Below are 18,073 nucleotides of genomic sequence, written 5' to 3'. Positions count from 1 at the left end.
ACAACCTGTGGCGAGGGAGCTTGCTCCCGCTGGGTCGCGAAGCGGCCCCAAAAGATGGGCCTGCTGCGCAGTCCAGCGGGAGCAAGCTCCCTCGCCACAAGGGCAGTGTCACTTCAAAATATTGGTCGTGCCGCCGCAATCGCCACCAGCACCAACCCCACAATCAAATTAATCCCCACCAACCGACGAATCCTTCCCAGCACCGCAGCTCCCGCTGGCCAATCCTCGGCCGTTACCGCCGTGCGCAGCTCCGGCAACATCAGCGCCTGGATCCGGATGAACAACGCAGTCATCACCACATACAACCCCATCATCACCTGCACATAACGCGGCGCGGTTTCAAACCCGGCGTATTGCAGATGGATCATGCCGACTCCGCTGATCGGCAACAGCAGCACCGCCACCCAGACCCAGCGAAAAAAACCTTGAAACACTTCTACCCACAGCTTTAACCGGGCAGGGCCTTCCAGCGCCTTTATCGCCGCGGGGCGCAAGACCATCCAGGCGAAAAACATGCCGCCCACCCACACCAGTGCGGCGAGGACATGCAAGCTATAAACGAGGCTAAAAGCGGTCATTCGGGTACTCCGTTCTGCGCGGGATTAATTAGCGGGGTATGATAGCCGCCGAACCGAACCACTGAAAATTTATCCAGCGTTTTTTGCGCCCGACAATCCATGATCAGCACCGAACTCAAAACCACGATCCAGGGCGCCTATTCGCGTTTTCTCGAAGCCAAGAGCCTCAAGCCGCGCTACGGCCAACGTCTGATGATCGCCGAAATTGCCAAGGTCCTCGGTGACATCGACACCGACGACGAAGGCCGGCGCAGTGGCGACCCCGCGATTGTCGCGGTGGAAGCCGGCACCGGTACCGGCAAGACCGTGGCCTACAGCCTCGCGGCGATCCCGACGGCGAAAGCCGCTGGCAAACGCCTGGTGATCGCCACGGCCACCGTCGCCCTGCAAGAGCAGATCGTCTACAAGGACTTGCCCGACCTGATGCGCAACAGCGGGCTGAATTTCAGTTTCGCCCTGGCCAAGGGCCGCGGGCGCTACATGTGCCTGTCCAAGCTCGACATGTTGCTCCAGGAAGGTCACGCACAAACCGCCACGGCGCAGTTGTTCGAGGAAGAAGGCTTCAAGATCGAAGTCGATGAGGCCAGCCAGAAACTGTTCACCAGCATGATCGAAAAGCTCGCCGGCAATAAATGGGACGGCGACCGCGATAGCTGGTCCACCGCACTCGAAGACGCCGACTGGGCGCGCCTGACCACCGATCACAGCCAGTGCACCAACCGTCATTGCCCGAACTTCGGCCAGTGCGCCTTCTACAAGGCCCGTGAAGGCATGGGCAAGGTCGACGTGATCGTCACCAACCACGACATGGTCCTGGCTGACCTGGCGTTGGGCGGCGGCGCGGTGCTGCCCGATCCGCGCGACACCATCTATGTATTCGACGAAGGCCATCACCTGCCGGACAAGGCCATCGGCCACTTCGCCCATTACACGCGGCTGCGTTCCACCGCCGACTGGCTGGAAACCACCGCCAAGAACCTTACCAAATTGCTCGCCCAGCACCCGTTGCCGGGCGATCTGGGCAAGTTGATCGAGCAGGTGCCGGAGCTGGCGCGGGAGATCAAGACCCAGCAACAATTCATGTTCACCGCTTGCGAGCAGGCCGCCGATTTCAAACCCGGCGAAGACGTTGAAGGTCGCGAGCGACCGCGTCACCGTTTCGTCGGCGGGGTAATTCCCGAGCACATGCGCGAGATGGGCATTGAACTGAAAAAAGGCTTCGCCCGCCTGACCGACCTGTTCACGCGTCTTACTGAATTGCTCAAGGAAGGCATGGACGGCGAGGTCAACATTGGCATCGCCAGTAATCAGGCCGAAGAGTGGTACCCGTTGTTCGGCAGCCTGTTGTCCCGCTCTTCGGGCAACTGGGAGCTGTGGGTCGCGTTCACCGCTGAAGACCCGGAAGACAACCCGCCGATGGCACGCTGGCTGACCCTGGCCGAAAGCGGCTCGCTGTTCGACATCGAGGTCAACGCCAGCCCGATCCTCGCGGCCGAAATGCTCCGGCGCAATCTGTGGAACGTGGCCTACGGTGCGCTCGTCACCTCGGCAACCTTGACTGCCCTCGGCACCTTCGACCGTTTCCGCATGCGTGCCGGCCTGCCGAAGAAAGCCGTGACCGCCGTGGTCCCGAGCCCGTTCCATCACGCCGACGCCGGCGTGCTGCGGGTGCCGAACCTCAACGCCGATCCCCGCGATGCAGCCGCGCACACCGCCGCGATCATCCGCGATCTGCCGGACCTGGTCGAAGGCTCGCGCGGCACGTTGGTGCTGTTCTCTTCGCGTAAACAGATGCAGGACGTGTTCGACGGTCTGGATCGCGACTGGCGCAAGCAAGTGTTCATTCAAGGCAACCTGTCGAAACAGGAAACCCTGAACAAGCACAAGGCACGGGTCGATGGCGGGGATTCCAGCGTGCTGTTCGGTCTGGCGAGTTTTGCCGAGGGCGTCGACTTGCCCGGTGCTTATTGCGAGCACGTGGTCATCGCGAAGATTCCGTTCTCGGTGCCGGACGATCCGGTCGAGGCGGCGCTGGCCGAATGGATCGAGGCCCGTGGCGGTAATCCGTTCATGGAAATCTCGGTGCCGGACGCCTCGCTGAAACTGGTCCAGGCCTGCGGTCGTCTGCTGCGCACCGAAGAAGACCGCGGCACCATCACTCTGCTTGATCGGCGTCTGGTGACCCAGCGCTATGGCAAAGCGATCCTCAATGCGTTGCCTCCTTTCCGTCGTGAAATTTCCTGAAACACCGGTGGGCAGTTTTGCCCGCCGCGTTGTCTATCTCTCTGTCATCGCTTTTCCATTGGCCCACCGAGGTCGTTAGGGAGAATTTCGTTCTCATGATTCGCCGTTCGCTGCCTGCTGTTTTTGCCCTGTTGTTCGCAACGCCCTTGCTGGCCGCTCCCGCGGGCCAGCAGACGCTGTTCAACTTTGTGCGCCCTGCCGACGTGGTTCAGGTGGCGACCCAGGACGCCAGCCTGCCGCAATCCAACGCCGAGCAAACCGCCGAAGGTGAAGTGCTGCGCCGGGTGACGTTCAACCCGGTAGCCCGGCCCACCCTGCGCCTGACCCCGCAGACCGGGGCGTGGAACTGGTCGCAGTCGGGTGCCATGAGCCTACGGGTGCAAAGCGCCATGAACTGGGCCGTGACCTTGTACGTGACCATCCAGAGCAACGACGGCAAGACATTGGTCAGCCGCGTCGATCTGCCGGCCGGCCCGGCGCAAACCCTGTTGGTGCCATTGCAACCGACGTCGTCGCTGAGCCAGGGCATGAAGGCCGGCCCACCAATGCCGATGACGGTGGACGGCCAGCGCATTTTGCTGGCCAGCAGTGTCGGTGAACTGGATCGCGGCCAAGTGGTGTCGGTGAGCATTTCGATGGATCAACCGAAAGTGGCCCAGAGTATTCTGCTGGAGCGCTTCGGCGTGCAGGATGCCGAGGCCGTGACCCAGGCCGTGTACGGCGGGTTGGTCGATGCTTATGGCCAATCGTCCCGGGCGAAATGGCCGGAGAAGGTCAGCAGCGACGAACAACTCAAAAGCGCCGCGGCCAAGGAACAGCAACAACTGAAAACCTGGCTGGCCGAGCGCGAAAAGGCCTCCCTCGATAAGTTTGGCGGTTCGACCAAGGGGCCAACGTTCAAGGCCAGCGGCTTTTTCCGCACCGAGAAGCGTGACGGTCGTTGGTATCTGGTAACGCCGCAAGGGCATCCGTTCTATTCGCTGGGGGTCAACACCGTCACGGCGGACGTCAACCAGACCTACATCGCCGGTCGCGAATGGATGTTCGAATCCCTGCCCAAGGCTGAGGAACCGCTGGCCAGTCACTTCGGTGAAGGCGATAACCGCGGTGGCAACGGCGTCGATCAGGGCCGGGGCTTCAATGCCGGGAAGTGGTATGACTTCTATGGCGCCAATCTGCAGCGTCTGTATGGCGATCCTTGTTCTTTAGGCAGCGACACCAAGGCCGGCGTTGCTGAAGCGGCCAAGGCCGATGCGGTAGAGGCGACGGCGGAGAAGGCCGCCGAGCAACCCGTCGCGCCATCTTCGCCTGAATCCGGTGTCGCCGAAGCCGCCAAGGCTGGTGCCGCCGATGCGACGGTGGCGAAAGCTGCCGAGCCAACACCTGCCGAACCCTGCAAAGCGACGTTTGATGAGCAGCGCTGGCCCCGTCACACCCTCGATCGCCTGCAAGCCTGGGGTTTCAACACCCTCGGCAACTGGAGCGCGTCGGCACTGGGTGACGCTGAACGCGTGCCGTATACCTTACCGCTGTCGATCGTCGGCGATTACGCCAGCATCAGCACCGGCAGCGACTGGTGGGGCGGCATGCCCGATCCATTTGACCCGCGTTTCGCCATGGCGACCGAACGTGCTGTGGCCATCGCCGCCCGCGACCATCGCGATGATCCCTGGCTGATCGGTTACTTCGCCGACAACGAACTGGCGTGGGCCGGTCCCGGCGATGATCCGAAAGCCCGTTACGCGCTGGCCTACGGCACCTTGAAAATGACCACTGACGTGCCGGCCAAACGCGCATTCCTCAAGCAATTGCGCGACAAGTACCGCAATCAGGCGGGGCTTTCCAAGGCATGGGGTATTGATTTGCCTGCGTGGGAATTGATGGAAGATCCCGGTTTCGTGCCGCCGCTGCCAAGCGCCGAACACCCGGAAATCGAGGCCGACTTCAAATATTTCCAGAAGGTCTTTGCGGACACCTACTTCAAGACCATTTCCGATTCACTCAAGTGGCACGCGCCGAACCAGCTGTTGCTCGGTGGCCGCTTTGCCATCAGCACCCCGGAAGCGGTCGATTCCTGCGCCCAGTATTGCGACGTGCTGAGCTTCAACATGTATACCCTGCAACCGCAGGATGGTTACGACTTCGCCAAACTGCGCAGCCTCGACAAACCGGTGCTGATCACCGAATTCAATTTCGGCTCGACCGATCGCGGCCCGTTCTGGGGCGGCGTGACGCAACTGGCGAAGGAAGAAGACCGTGGGCCGGCCTACGCCAACTTCCTGAAACAGGCGCTGAGCGAACCGTCGATAGTCGGCGTGCACTGGTTCCAGTACCTCGACCAGCCCGTCACCGGGCGCCTGCTGGATGGCGAAAACGGTCACTTTGGTCTGGTGGGTATTACCGATCTGCCGTTTCAGGGCTTTGTCGACAGCGTGCGCAAGAGCAATTTGGCAACGGTCGATCAATTGGGCAAAGAGGCCGAGAAGGCCGCCGCCGAGGTCGACAAAGCGAGCCATGACGCTGAGGGCGGACGCGAAGCCCAAGCCGGCAAAGGTCCGGGGAAGGGCGCTGGTGGGCACTCCGGCAAGGGTCACTAATTTTTGAGGCCGCCAAGATCGCAGCCTTCGGCAGCTCCTACAGGGGAAATGTGAACACTTTGTAGGAGCTGCCGCAGGCTGCGATCTTTTGATTTTCATCCTGATCTTGAATTGACCGCCCAGCCCGCCCCTGTTCCCAAAACTCTCAGGGGCTGGAACAATGCGGCCCACTTTACAGAACGTTTTTCCGGGGAGTTGCGGGTGCAGATTCAGGGTCATTACGAGCTTAAGTTCGAGGCAGTGCGTGAAGCGTTCGCGGCGCTGTTCGACGATCCTCAGGAACGCGGCGCGGCGTTGTGCATCCAGATCGGCGGCGAAACCGTCGTCGACCTGTGGTCCGGCACCGCCGACAAGGATGGCGCCGAGGCCTGGCACAGCGACACCATCGCCAACCTGTTCTCCTGCACCAAGACCTTCACCGCCGTCACCGCCCTGCAATTGGTGGCCGAGGGCAAACTGCAGCTGGATGCCCCGGTTGCCCGCTTCTGGCCCGAGTTCGCCGCCGCTGGCAAAGAATCCGTCACCCTGCGCCAACTGCTCTGCCATCAGGCCGGTCTGCCGGCGTTGCGCGAGTTGCTGGCCCCCGAAGCGCTTTACGACTGGCAAACCATGGTCGACGCCCTGGCCGCCGAAGCACCGTGGTGGACACCGGGTGAAGGCCACGGGTATGCGGCTATCACCTACGGCTGGTTGGTCGGTGAGTTGCTGCGCCGAGTCGACGGTCGCGGGCCGGGCGAATCCATCGTGGCGCGGGTCGCCAAGCCACTGGGTCTGGATTTTCACGTCGGCCTGGCCGATGAAGAGTTTCACCGCGTGGCGCACATCGCCCGTGGCAAGGGCAACGTCGGCGATGCCGCAGCCCAGCGTCTGCTGCAAGTGACCATGCGCGAACCAACGGCCATGACCACACGTGCGTTCACCAACCCGCCGTCGGTCCTGACCAGCACCAACAAACCCGAATGGCGGCGCATGCAGCAACCGGCGGCCAACGGCCACGGCAATGCGCGTAGCCTGGCCGGGTTCTACTCCGGTTTGCTCGACGGTAGTTTGCTGGAAGGCGAAATGCTCGACGAATTGACGCGCGAGCACAGCGTAGGCGAGGACAAGACTTTACTGACCCGGACCCGTTTCGGCCTGGGTTGCATGCTCGATCAGCCGGATGTGCCTAACGCGACATTCGGCTTGGGCCCGCGAGCGTTCGGTCATCCGGGCGCGGGCGGCTCCATCGGTTTTGCTGACCCGGAGCACGATGTGGCCTTCGGTTTTGTGACAAATACACTGGGGCCGTACGTCTTGATGGATCCGCGCGCACAAAAGCTTGTGCGGGTACTGGCCACTTGTCTGTAAATCACGCCCAAGGGTTCCGGAGCTGGAACCCGAAAGCCTTTTCAGTTTCCAAGCGTCTGTTTATACGTGCCGATACGGCCTGATTTTTTATTACTTCATTTTTGTGGATATCCAATGTCAACCAAACCCACCCTCGCTTTGGCACTGTGCTTCGCTATTACCGGTTGCGCGCAGACTCCTAAAAATGATGCAGACGGCGGCAGTTGGTGGCCGTTCGGTTCCTCCGACAAAGTCGCAGCCAAAGAGCCGGCTCCGGCACCCTTGAAACCTGCCGCGACCGCCCCGGTGGCCAAGGCTGAAAGCACCAGCCCTTGGTACTGGCCGTTCGGCGCCGAGGAAGTGCTCGACAAAAAGCCAGAGGTAAAACCTGAAGCCAAGCCGGTCGAAGTTGCCAAGGCTGAGGCAAAGGAAAGTGGCAATTGGTGGTGGCCGTTCGGCGGCAAAGAGCAGAGCACCGCCAAAGCCGTGCCGATGCCGGATCCGAAAGTCACCCAGGCCTGGCTCGACGACTACGAGCCGCGTCTGCGTGCAGCGATCAAGGACAGCAACCTGCAACTCGAACGCCGTGAAAACGTGTTGGTCGTCACCGCGCCGGTCGAAGGCTCGTTCAACCCGGATCGCCCGGCCATGTTGCTGCCCGTGACCCTCGGCCCGTTCACGCGCGTCGCGAAAATCCTCGAAGTCGATCCAAAAACCGCCGTGCTGGTACTTGGTCACAGCGATACCTCGGGCGCCGCACCGGCCAACGTCAAGCTGAGCCAGGAACGTGCGCAAGCCGTGGCTGCGATCTTCCGTCTCAGCGGTCTGCAGCGTGATCGCCTGATGCTGCGCGGCATGGGCGGTGAAGCTCCGCGTGCCGCCAACGACAGCGTTGAAGGTCGTGCCTTGAACCGTCGCGTGGAACTGCTGGTGACCCCGCAAAACACCATGGTCGCGTTGCTGAGCAAGTACAACATGCCGGCTCCGGCACCGGTGCGCATGGTTGCGGCCCAGGACATCAAGCCAGTCGCCAAGCCAGTGACGCCAGCGCCGGCCGATGCTAAAAAAGCGGCTGCACCGGTGGCGAAAAAGGCCCCGGCCAAGAAAGCGGCCAAGGCTCCAGCCAAGAAAGCCCCGGCTAAAACCGCGACGCCAGCGAAAAAGACTACACCGGCCAAAGCGACAGCCGACGCAACGAAAGTCGCCGCCGATACCACAAAGAAGTGATTCGTTAACCCAAAAGGAATGCGCCATGACCAAGGCCCTGGCTGATATGCGCCGTGACTACACCCGTGATGGCCTGACCGAGGCGCAAGCCCCGGCCGAGCCGTTCGCGCTGTTCCATCAGTGGTTCGCTGATGCGGTGAAAACCGAGCAGGCGCCAGTCGAGGCCAATGCCATGACCCTGGCCACGGTCGATCAGGACGGCCGGCCGCATTGCCGCATTCTGCTGCTCAAGGGCCTGGACGCACAGGGCTTCACGTTCTTCACCAATTACGACAGCGCCAAGGGCCAGCACCTGGCCGCGAACCCGTTCGCGGCCATGACCTTTTTCTGGCCTGCCCTGGAGCGTCAGGTGCGCATCGAGGGGCGGGTGGTCAAGGTCACGCCGCAAGAGTCTGACGCTTACTATCAGGTTCGCCCGCTGGGCAGCCGCCTCGGTGCCTGGGCTTCGCCGCAGAGCCGGGTGATTGCCGATCGTGGAGAGTTGGAGGCGCTGCTCAAGGACACCGAGCAACGTTTCAGCGACACCCAGCCCCACTGCCCTGAACACTGGGGTGGTTATCGCCTGCTGCCGGAGCGCATCGAGTTCTGGCAGGGCCGTCTAAGCCGCCTGCACGACCGCCTCAATTACCGTTTGCAGGGCGCCGACTGGATTCTTGAACGTCTGGCACCCTAAGCAGTCTACCGATCGGGATACCCTGCCGCAGCGGCCTCCAGCCACTTCGGCAGGTCTCGACGCCTGATCTTCTGCGCCTGCGCGCTCGCCAATCGTTCGAGCATGAACGCTTTTTTCTGCTCATCCTGACCGGCCAGGGCCAGCGCCAGATCGCGGTCCATCCAGCGTTTGATACGCACGTATAGCCACCAGTGGAAGTACAGTCCGGCAACGGTAGTGACGACAATGATAAAGTAATCCATGAAAATCCCGTGTCAGCAGCGCAGATCATTGAAATTGCCGCGTTCGCCCGTCAGCTTGCGGCAGCGCCTGTACTGGAACTGAATGAAACCATTTTTATCCGGGCGATGCCGTGACAGGCGTCAAGCTGCGGAGTTTAATGATTACCTGTCCTTTGGAGTTGATGCTATGCGTAAGTCTGTTCTGCTGGTTGCTTCCTTTTCCACGATGGCGATGTTGCTCACTGGCTGCCAATCGAGCTTGACCGGTGACTCCTATTCCCGTGACGAAGCGCGTCGGGTGCAGACGATTCGCATGGGCACCATCGAAGCCCTGCGTCCGGTGAAAATCGAAGGCACCAAAACCCCGATCGGCGGCCTCGCCGGTGCAGCGGTTGGTGGCGTGGGTGGTAGCGCCATCGGTGGCGGTAAAGGCAGTATCGTTGCTGCGGTCATCGGCGCAGTCGCCGGCGGCCTCGTCGGTTCCGCGGCCGAAGAAGGCCTGACCCGTACTCAGGGCGTGGAAATCACCGTCCGCGAAGACGACGGCAGCATGCGCGCCTACGTGCAACAGGTTCAAGAGAACGAAGTGTTCCGTGTTGGCGAGCGTGTGCGGATTGCTACCGTTGACGGCACGAGCCGCGTTTCGCACTAAGCGGGAAAACGGGTAAATGAAAACCCCGATCAGGTGACTGGTCGGGGTTTTTGTTTGTGCATAATTACTGGGCGCTAAAGCGCGTCCCGATGAAGTATTCCAGCCCAGTTGGGAAATTCGTTTTGAGTAAATCTGCAACCTGCCGGATCTGCTGTTCAGTAAGTTCCAGTTCACCGGGCTCCAAGTCTTCAAGTGGCTTTGATTCGGTCAATTGAGCCAGAGCCTGGTTTAGCTTGTAGTCTTTGATAGCTAATTCGAACTGCAATGCATCGTTCTGCTTCTCATCTGGGTAAAAACCGGTAATGGAAAGGTAGCGCATGTTTTTTATCTCTTGGGTCACTTTGGAGTCCTTCTTCCCGGCTTAGCGTCCTTTGTTCGCTCCCCCGTCAAATGATTGAATTCGCCTAGATGTTCTCCTAATTTATCGTACTTTTCGACTGCGCCGCTTTTGGAGTCCCACTCGTATATCCTTCCTTTGCGGTCAACCCAGCGAGCTCGTTTTTTACCGCCACCCTGGACTGAAGATTTCGATTTCACTCGGGTAACGTCAGGGAAAGCTGGAAGTGTTTCAGGATCATCGTAGTACTTATGATCCCCCGGCAGACTCATTACAATGTAAACCGGCTTCACCCTCGACCCCACCGGAAACACAAGAATGAAATCCTTGTAATCAGGCGGATAAACCGGGTTCACGATGATGCCGTCCGCCTGTTTCGTCGGCGGATAAACCCAGATGTGCGGGGCTTGCGGGGCGGCTTCCAGTTTGGGGATGCCGAGGATGTCGGAAGCGTCTACTGCCGGGGTCCAGATCAGTTCGATGCCTTCACCTAGGTCGGCGACGTAGTGGCTGCCTCGCCAAGCAATCTGCACCACATCGACCATTTCCCAATCACGGTTCTTGCCTGTGTAAAAGGCGTAGCCCTTGAGGCTGCCGTCAGCCTGTTGTTCGATTTGCAGCCGCATACGCGTGCGGGCCTGCTTGAGGGCGCGAAGTTGGTCTTCGGTGTAGAGGGCGCTGTCGCCCAGGCTGGGTGTCCAGAATACGGCGACCAGCCCGGTCAATGTCGCGGCGCCAGCCGTACCGAGAGCAACGCCTGCGCTAACGACCGGAGCGACGAGAGCCGGCGCGCGAAGTGCCAGTTGACCGAGGCCGAGTGAAAGGGTGGAGCCGCTGATCGTTTTCAGATTCAGCAGACCGCTTTCATCTACGTCGCGAGCACCCAGCCAGGCGATTTCGCCGTAATCCTCGAGGCTGTCGGTGGGCACCATTCCCGAGGGGGTGGAGTAATCGATGATTGAGTCTGGCAAGTTGCAGGATTTGGCGAAGACGCAGCCGGCCCGAAAGGGCTCTTGTGCTGCCTGGATGACCGGACGTTTACGTTCGAAGGCATCTTGCCTGGCGAGCATGGCCTCATAGGCGCTTTGCCTGCTCTCGCGAGCTGCCAGTTCGGAATCCGTCAAGAAGCGGTAGGTTATGTGATGTCCGTCGCCTGACGGTGGGTTTGGCACCCGTGGAATGTCCTTTTGCCCAGCCACTGATTGTCCTTGTGCATTCGTCGATCGGCAGCCCCGGGAAGGGGCTGCGCGACGTTAACGAACGCGACGGAGCGTGGCTGTAGGACGGGTCTTGAATGACCCTAAGAATTGTCTCTGTTTCTCAGGACGGCAAAGCGGTGTTCTTGCGACTCGCCATCGCCGTCACCGCATAACCGATCAACGCCGCCAGTATCGAACCGGTCAAAATCCCCATCCGGTCCATCCCTGCGTAGTCGCTGGCGCCCGGCACAAACGCCAGGGAGCCGACGAACAGGCTCATGGTGAAGCCAATGCCGCATAGAATCGCGACGCCCAATATCTGACCCCAGTTGGCGCCTTGGGGCAGGGCGGCGATGCCGATTTTCACCGCCAGCCAGGTCAGGCCAAACACGCCAACGGTCTTGCCCAGCAGCAGGCCGACCGCAATGCCCATCGGTACGTCGTGGGTGAAACTCTCGACGGTGACGCCACTCAGGGACAGGCCGGCGTTGGCGAAAGCGAACAGCGGCAAGATGCCGTAGGCGACCCATGGGTGCAGCGCATGTTCGAGAGTCAGCAGTGGCGAAGGCTCGGCGTTTTTCGTGCGCAGCGGGATGCAAAAGGCCAGTGTTACACCGGCCAGCGTGGCGTGCACGCCGCTTTTTAGCACGCAGACCCAGAGAATCAAACCGATGATCATGTAGGGCCCGAGCTTGACCACGCCAAGCCGGTTCATCCCGATCAGCGCCGCGATGCAGGCTGCGGCCAATGCCAGGGACAGCGTCGACAATGCACCGGAGTAGAAGATCGCAATGATGATAATTGCGCCGAGGTCGTCGATGATTGCCAGGGTCATCAGGAACAGCTTCAGCGACACTGGCACGCGTTTGCCCAGCAGCGCCAGGACACCTAGGGCGAAGGCGATGTCGGTGGCGGTTGGAATCGCCCAGCCGCCCAGGGCTGCCGGGTTGTCACGGTTGAGGAACCAGTAGATCAGCGCCGGCACCACCATACCGCCGATGGCGGCGGCACCCGGCAGCACGATCTGCGACGGATTGGACAGCTGGCCGTCGAGGACTTCGCGCTTCACTTCCAGGCCAATCAGCAGGAAGAACAGCGCCATCAGCCCGTCGTTGATCCACAGCAGCAACGGCTTGGCGATTTTCAGGGCGCCGACCTGGGCCACCACCGGCGTGTCCAGCAAGCCGTTGTAGAGCCATGACAGCGAGGAGTTGTTGATGACCAAAGCGAGGACAGCCGCGGCGATCAATAACAGACCGCTGGCAGCTTCCAACTGAAAGAAACGCGTGAAAGTGCTACGCAGAGGCAAGGTCGCTCTCCATCGATGAGTTCAAAAGGTGGGACACCCTAACCCGTACCGTTAGTTGTTAAAACAAAAGTTATATTCTTTTTTGTTATATGTCGTTACAACGTGATTGTCCCGCACGGACCTGAGCCTAGCAGTTGCCGAGCGTATTGAAGCTCAGCTGTACCTGTGCTGGATGTAGGTTTTTTCCTAAGCTTGATTATTGAGGCAGATTCCTGGCCGATCCAACGAGAAAATCACCATGAGCGACAACCGACAGTGGGCCCGCGAAGCCATCCGGATTATTGAAGCCGACTTTCAGCGCAGCGCCGACACCCACCTGATCCCATTGCCGCTCCCGGGTTTTCCGGGCATCGAGTTGTACTTCAAGGATGAGTCGAGCCATCCCACCGGCAGCCTCAAGCATCGGTTGGCGCGCTCGTTGTTTCTTTACGCGTTGTGTAACGGCTGGCTCAAGCCCTGCGCGCCGGTGATCGAGGCTTCAAGCGGCTCGACTGCGATTTCCGAGGCGTACTTCGCTCGTATGCTGGGCTTGCCGTTTATTGCGGTGATGCCGGCGACCACCTCCAGGGAAAAAATCGCACAGATAGCCTTCTACGGTGGACAGAGTCATCTGGTGGAGGATCCGACGCAGATCTACGCCGAGTCCGAGCGCCTGGCCCGGGAACACGACGGGCACTTCATCGACCAGTTCACCTACGCCGAGCGCGCCACCGACTGGCGGGCGAACAACAACATCGCCGAATCGATATTCCAGCAGATGCGTTTCGAGCAGCATCCGGAGCCGAGCTGGCTGATTTCAAGCCCCGGCACCGGCGGCACCACGGCAACGCTGGGACGTTACGTGCGTTATCGCCAGCACCGCACTCGCGTGTTGTGCGCCGATGCCGAGCGCTCGGTGTTTTTCGACCACTACCAGACCGGCGATGCCAGCCTTCGCCTGGATCACGGTTCGCGAATTGAAGGTATTGGCCGACCGCGGGTGGAAGCGTCGTTCCTGCCCAAGGTGATCGATGCGATGGTCAAGGTGCCGGACGCATTGTCGCTGGCGGCCATGCATTACCTGGCCGAACGTTTGGGACGACATGTGGGCGGATCGAGCGGGACCAACCTGATTGGCGCATTGATGGCGGCGCAACAGATGGCGTCAGCGGGGGAGGCGGGGTCGATCGTGGCGATCTTGTGCGATGGCGGCGAGCGCTATGCCACGACGTATTACGATCAGGCTTGGCTCAAGGCTGAGGGGTATGAGTTGAGTGGGTTGATCGATGCGGTAGCAGCGACCGTCGAGCGCGGCGAGCCGCTGCCGGTCTCGGTTCTGCGGGCCAATATCTAGGATCTTTCAAACAATGATGGCCCCCTGTAGGAGCGAGCCTGCTCGCGATAGCGGTAGATCAGCCAACATTTTTGTTGAATGGTAATCCGCGATCGCGAGCAGGCTCGCTCCTACAAGGGGTTGGCGTTAAGCCTCCAGGCCGAGAATGTCGCGGGCCACGGCTTCCGCAATGCGAATCCCATCGACACCCGCCGACAAGATCCCGCCCGCATAACCCGCGCCTTCACCCGCCGGGAACAGGCCTTTCACGTTCAGGCTCTGCATCGATTCGTTACGGGTAATCCGCAGCGGTGACGAGGTGCGGGTCTCGATCCCGGTCAATACCGCGTCGTGCAGCGAGTAGCCGCGAATCTGCTTCTCGAACGCCGGCAAGGCTTCGCGAATCGCTTCGATGGCGAAGGCCGGCAAGGCCAGCGCCAGGTCACCCAAGGCAACGCCCGGCTTGTAGGACGGTTCAACACTGCCCAACTCGGTTGACGGCTTGCCAGCGATAAAGTCGCCGACCAGTTGCGCCGGCGCTTCGTAGTTGCTGCCGCCCAGCACAAAGGCGTGGGATTCCAGGCGTTCCTGCAACTCGATACCGGCCAGCGGTCCGCCCGGATAATCGACTTCCGGGGTGATGCCGACGACGATTCCGGAGTTGGCGTTACGCTCGTTACGCGAGTACTGGCTCATGCCGTTGGTGACCACGCGATTCGGCTCGGACGTCGCCGCGACCACCGTGCCGCCCGGGCACATGCAGAAGCTGTAGACCGAACGGCCGTTCTTGGCGTGGTGCACCAGTTTGTAGTCGGCGGCGCCGAGTTTCGGGTGGCCGGCGTACTTGCCCAGGCGCGCGCGGTCGATCAGCGACTGCGGGTGCTCGATGCGAAACCCCACCGAGAACGGTTTGGCTTCCATGTAAACGCCACGGCCGTGGAGCATGCGGAAGGTGTCGCGGGCGCTGTGGCCGAGGGCCAGGATCACGTGTTTCGAGTGGATCTGCTCGCCGCCATCGAGTTCGACGCCGACCAATTGGCCGTCTTCAATCAGCACGTCGGTGACCCGTTGCTGGAAGCGCACTTCGCCGCCCATGGCGCGAATCTGCTCACGCATGTTTTCCACGACGCCGGTCAGACGGAACGTACCGATGTGTGGTTTGCTGACGTAGAGGATTTCTTCCGGCGCGCCGGCCTTGACGAACTCATTGAGGACTTTGCGACCGATGAATTTCGGGTCCTTGATCTGGCTGTAGAGCTTGCCGTCGGAGAATGTCCCCGCGCCGCCCTCGCCGAACTGCACGTTGGACTCGGGGTTGAGCACGCTTTTACGCCACAGGCCCCAGGTGTCCTTGGTGCGCTGGCGCACTTCGGTGCCGCGTTCGAGGATGATCGGCTTGAAGCCCATTTGCGCCAGCAACAGCCCGGCGAAAATCCCGCATGGGCCGAAACCGACGACGATCGGGCGTGCACTCAGATCGGTCGGTGCCTGGCCGACCATTTTGTAGCTGACATCCGGTGCCACGTTGACGTTACGGTCATCGGCGAACTTGTGAAGCACTGCCGCCTCATCGCGAACGTTGAGGTCGATGGTGTAGATGAAGCACAGTTCGGAGGACTTTTTGCGCGCATCGTAGCTGCGCTTGAACAAGGTAAAGTCGAGCAAGTCATCGCTGGCAATGCCCAGGCGCTGCACGATGGCAGGGCGAAGGTCTTCATCGGGATGGTCGATCGGCAGCTTGAGTTCGGTGATTCGTAACATGACGGGATCCGGGTTCGCGGGGCGCACAACTGCGCCAGGGCGTTTGAAGCCGGCAATTATAAGCCGCAAAGGCCGGTCCCGTGAGGCAAAAACGATCAGTCGTCGCGGGAACCGCCGAAATACCCGCAGCCACGCTGGACCTGACCGTTGACGCGCAGTTCGGCGCTCATGTGCGCAATGCTGCCGGTGCTGCTGTCGACGCAACGTTGCGGCGCGACCCACAGTTCGATGTGTTGATTGTTGGCTTCGGTGCTGAGGTTGAAACGGCCATCGCCCAGCTGTTCTTCAACGTAGGGCAGCGCCAATGCTGGTTGGCCGGCGCGTTCGACAACCATGCCTTTGCCGCTGACTTTCACGCTCCACTCGGGGGCGTGGCCGGCAGCGCGCAGGATCAGCAGTTTGAAATTGGGATCGTCACATGCGGTGCCCGAACGTTCGACGCGGTAGAGGGTTTCCAGGTCAAGTTGGCCGTCGCCAACGATCCGCCCGCGCACATCGGCAAACAACTTGCCTTGGGCATCGGCCAGAGTGGCTGCCTGTTGCAGGACGCTGGTGCCGCCGGTGTCGTTGACCACATAACGACGCGTGTCGCCGCATGGCTGGAACAACAGCTTGCCGTCGGCTGCGCTCAATTGGCCCTGCATGCGGGTTTGGCCCACATGGGAGGCACTTTCACGCGAGCCATCGAACAACTGGCAAGCGGCGAACAGCGGAAGCAGGGCAACGAGGACTAGGGAACGGGCAACACGCATCTTGGGGTCTCCTGACAAGTGCCGCCACGTTACTCAGCCTGAACGTTCATCACAACCCCAGTGATGGTTGTCGATTAACCCGTAGGAGCCGGCTTGCTGGCGATAGCGATCTGGAGGGCGCCATCGCCAGCAAGCCGGTTCCTACGGGTTAGTGGTGGTTTAACCGACGTGGAATGTCTGGCCGGTCTGCAAGCCTTCGACACTTTTGGCGTAGGCCAATGCCACATCCGCCGCAGGAACCGGTTTAAAGCCGCGGAAGTACGGCGCGTATTTGCCCATGGCTTCGACCAGCACGTTCGGGCTGATCGAATTCACCCGCAGGCCGCGTGGCAGTTCGATGGCGGCAGCGCGGACGAAGCTGTCCAGCGCCCCATTGACCAGCGCTGCCGAGGCGCCGCTGCGGATCGGGTCGTGGCTGAGCACGCCGGTGGTGAAGGTGAACGATGCACCATCGTTGGCGAATTCGCGGCCGATCAGCAGCAGATTGACCTGGCCCATCAGTTTGTCCTTCAGACCCAGGGTGAAACTTTCGTCAGTCATTTCCGCCAACGGTGCGAAGGTTACGTTGCCAGCGGCGCAGATCAGCGCATCGAATTTACCGGTCTGCTCGAACAGTTTGCGAATCGAGGCGCTGTCGCTGATGTCCACCTGAAAATCACCGCTGTTGCGGCTGATGCGGATGATTTCGTGGCGCTGGGAAAGCTCCTTGTCGACCGCCGAACCGATGGTGCCGCCTGCGCCAATCAAAAGAATTTTCATGCTGCCGTTACTCCATTGGGTTGAAAGTGGCTTCAGTTTAGAGTGGTTTTTTCCGTCGATAAGCGCGCTAATAGGCAACCTTTGGTTTTCAAATGGAAACAATCCATGAGCGAAATGGATGATCTGGCGGCGTTCGCGGTGTTGGTGGAGGCGGGGAGTTTTACCCTGGCGGCGCAACAACTGGGTTGCAGCAAGGGGCAATTGTCCAAGCGCATCAGCCTGCTCGAAGCGCAGTTTTCTGTGGTGCTTCTGCAACGCACCACGCGGCGTTTGAGCCTGACGGCAGCGGGCGCTGCTTTGTTGCCACAGGCGCAGGCCCTGGTCGTTCAGGTCGAAAGGGCGCGTCAGGCGCTGGCGCGATTGAAGGATGACATGGCTGGCCCGGTGCGTATGACGGTTCCGGTTTCGCTGGGGGAAACCTTCTTCGATGGTTTGTTGCTGGAGTTTTCGAGCCAATACCCCGAAGTGCAGATCGAACTGGACCTCAGCAATAATTATCGCGATTTGTCCCGTGACGGTTTTGACCTGGCGGTTCGCTCCGACGTGGCCAATGACGAACGCCTGGTTGCGCGGCCATTGCTGGCGTGGCACGAAATGACCTGCGCCAGCCCGGCCTATCTCGAACAGTACGGTGAGCCGTTGACGCCACAGGCGTTGGCTGAACATCGCTGTCTGCTTAACAGCCATTACAGCGGTCGCGAAGAATGGCTGTATCACCAGCAGCACGAATTGTTGCGGGTGCGAGTTTCGGGACCGTTTGCCAGTAACCATTACAGCCTGCTGAAAAAAGCCGCATTGGCTGGCGCCGGCATTGCCCGCTTGCCGTCCTATTTGTTACCGACAGAATTGGCTGACGGACGTTTGCGCTGGCTCCTGCGTGACTATCAGACACGGAGCATGCCGATGTACCTGGTCCATCCGTATCAGGGCGGTTTGCCCAAGCGCACGCAGGTGTTGGCGGATTATCTGATTGGCTGGTTCAAGCGCAGTGGGGAGGCGCTGGATCGTCTCTGAGCGATAGCTCCCACTGTATGCGTGGGAACGATCACACACCCTTGTAGGAGCCGGCTTGCTGGCGATCACGGTGTTACATTCAAAAGGATGTTGGCTGATACACCGCCATCGC

The 18,073-nt window shown here is 60.6% G+C and carries 16 protein-coding genes; 8 read left to right on the top strand and 8 right to left on the bottom strand.

Annotated features, from left to right (window positions below):
* Positions 1-113: 113 nt before the first annotated feature.
* Positions 114-578: a CopD family protein gene (locus NL64_RS03420; RefSeq protein WP_034146766.1), complete on the bottom strand. Its 465-nt coding sequence runs from the start codon at positions 576-578 to the stop codon at positions 114-116.
* 99 nt (positions 579-677) lie between these two features.
* Here NL64_RS03420 and dinG point away from each other — a divergent pair, with 99 nt between their 5' ends.
* From dinG to pdxH, 5 genes are all read left to right on the top strand, one after another.
* Positions 678-2,822 (top strand): ATP-dependent DNA helicase DinG, encoded by a 2,145-nt coding sequence (gene dinG, locus NL64_RS03415; protein ID WP_034146765.1) that lies wholly within the window; start codon positions 678-680, stop codon positions 2,820-2,822.
* 95 nt (positions 2,823-2,917) lie between these two features.
* A complete protein-coding gene (locus NL64_RS03410) occupies positions 2,918-5,419 on the top strand; it encodes a beta-galactosidase (RefSeq protein ID WP_034146764.1) in 2,502 nt (833 codons plus the stop codon).
* Positions 5,420-5,620: 201 nt separating this feature from the next.
* Positions 5,621-6,766, top strand: a complete 1,146-nt coding sequence (locus NL64_RS03405) for an EstA family serine hydrolase (protein WP_034146763.1) — start codon at positions 5,621-5,623, stop codon at positions 6,764-6,766.
* 114 nt (positions 6,767-6,880) lie between these two features.
* The gene (locus NL64_RS03400; RefSeq protein WP_034146762.1) at positions 6,881-7,972 is read left to right on the top strand and encodes an OmpA family protein; all 1,092 of its coding nucleotides are present in this window, start codon (positions 6,881-6,883) and stop codon (positions 7,970-7,972) included.
* Positions 7,973-7,997: 25 nt separating this feature from the next.
* Positions 7,998-8,645: a pyridoxamine 5'-phosphate oxidase gene (pdxH, locus tag NL64_RS03395; RefSeq protein ID WP_034146761.1), complete on the top strand. Its 648-nt coding sequence runs from the start codon at positions 7,998-8,000 to the stop codon at positions 8,643-8,645.
* Positions 8,646-8,650: 5 nt separating this feature from the next.
* Here pdxH and NL64_RS03390 read toward each other — a convergent pair whose 3' ends face one another.
* Positions 8,651-8,887, bottom strand: coding sequence for a hypothetical protein (locus NL64_RS03390; RefSeq protein ID WP_034146760.1), 237 nt, complete (start codon positions 8,885-8,887; stop codon positions 8,651-8,653).
* Positions 8,888-9,053: 166 nt separating this feature from the next.
* Between NL64_RS03390 and NL64_RS03385 the strand changes: the two genes are divergently transcribed.
* A complete protein-coding gene (locus tag NL64_RS03385; protein WP_034146759.1) occupies positions 9,054-9,518 on the top strand; it encodes a glycine zipper 2TM domain-containing protein in 465 nt (154 codons plus the stop codon).
* Positions 9,519-9,582: 64 nt separating this feature from the next.
* Here NL64_RS03385 and NL64_RS03380 read toward each other — a convergent pair whose 3' ends face one another.
* From NL64_RS03380 to nhaA, 3 genes are all read right to left on the bottom strand, one after another.
* The gene (locus tag NL64_RS03380) at positions 9,583-9,858 is read right to left on the bottom strand and encodes a pyocin S6 family toxin immunity protein (RefSeq protein ID WP_317846742.1); all 276 of its coding nucleotides are present in this window, start codon (positions 9,856-9,858) and stop codon (positions 9,583-9,585) included.
* On the bottom strand, positions 9,855-11,054 hold the full coding sequence (locus NL64_RS03375) for a colicin E3/pyocin S6 family cytotoxin (RefSeq protein WP_034146758.1): 1,200 nt from the start codon (positions 11,052-11,054) through the stop codon (positions 9,855-9,857). The genes NL64_RS03380 and NL64_RS03375 overlap by 4 nt, the downstream gene beginning before the upstream one ends.
* 121 nt (positions 11,055-11,175) lie before the next feature.
* Positions 11,176-12,363 (bottom strand): Na+/H+ antiporter NhaA, encoded by a 1,188-nt coding sequence (gene nhaA, locus NL64_RS03370; protein ID WP_034146757.1) that lies wholly within the window; start codon positions 12,361-12,363, stop codon positions 11,176-11,178.
* A gap of 238 nt (positions 12,364-12,601) precedes the next feature.
* Here nhaA and NL64_RS03365 point away from each other — a divergent pair, with 238 nt between their 5' ends.
* Positions 12,602-13,696, top strand: coding sequence for a PLP-dependent cysteine synthase family protein (locus NL64_RS03365; protein ID WP_034146756.1), 1,095 nt, complete (start codon positions 12,602-12,604; stop codon positions 13,694-13,696).
* A 126-nt stretch (positions 13,697-13,822) separates the two neighbouring features.
* Here NL64_RS03365 and NL64_RS03360 read toward each other — a convergent pair whose 3' ends face one another.
* The 3 genes from NL64_RS03360 to NL64_RS03350 form a co-directional block, all read right to left on the bottom strand.
* On the bottom strand, positions 13,823-15,436 hold the full coding sequence (locus NL64_RS03360) for an NAD(P)/FAD-dependent oxidoreductase (RefSeq protein ID WP_034146755.1): 1,614 nt from the start codon (positions 15,434-15,436) through the stop codon (positions 13,823-13,825).
* A 95-nt stretch (positions 15,437-15,531) separates the two neighbouring features.
* Positions 15,532-16,188 (bottom strand): COG3650 family protein, encoded by a 657-nt coding sequence (locus tag NL64_RS03355; RefSeq protein WP_034146754.1) that lies wholly within the window; start codon positions 16,186-16,188, stop codon positions 15,532-15,534.
* Positions 16,189-16,347: 159 nt separating this feature from the next.
* Positions 16,348-16,947 (bottom strand): short chain dehydrogenase, encoded by a 600-nt coding sequence (locus NL64_RS03350; protein ID WP_034146753.1) that lies wholly within the window; start codon positions 16,945-16,947, stop codon positions 16,348-16,350.
* 105 nt (positions 16,948-17,052) lie between these two features.
* Between NL64_RS03350 and NL64_RS03345 the strand changes: the two genes are divergently transcribed.
* A complete protein-coding gene (locus NL64_RS03345; protein ID WP_034146752.1) occupies positions 17,053-17,961 on the top strand; it encodes a LysR family transcriptional regulator in 909 nt (302 codons plus the stop codon).
* Positions 17,962-18,073: the final 112 nt, after the last annotated feature.

The sequence above is a fragment of the Pseudomonas fluorescens genome (genome assembly GCF_000802965.1).
In the GTDB taxonomy this organism is placed as follows: domain Bacteria; phylum Pseudomonadota; class Gammaproteobacteria; order Pseudomonadales; family Pseudomonadaceae; genus Aquipseudomonas; species Aquipseudomonas fluorescens_A.
This window is presented reverse-complemented; position numbering and strand designations above follow the sequence as displayed.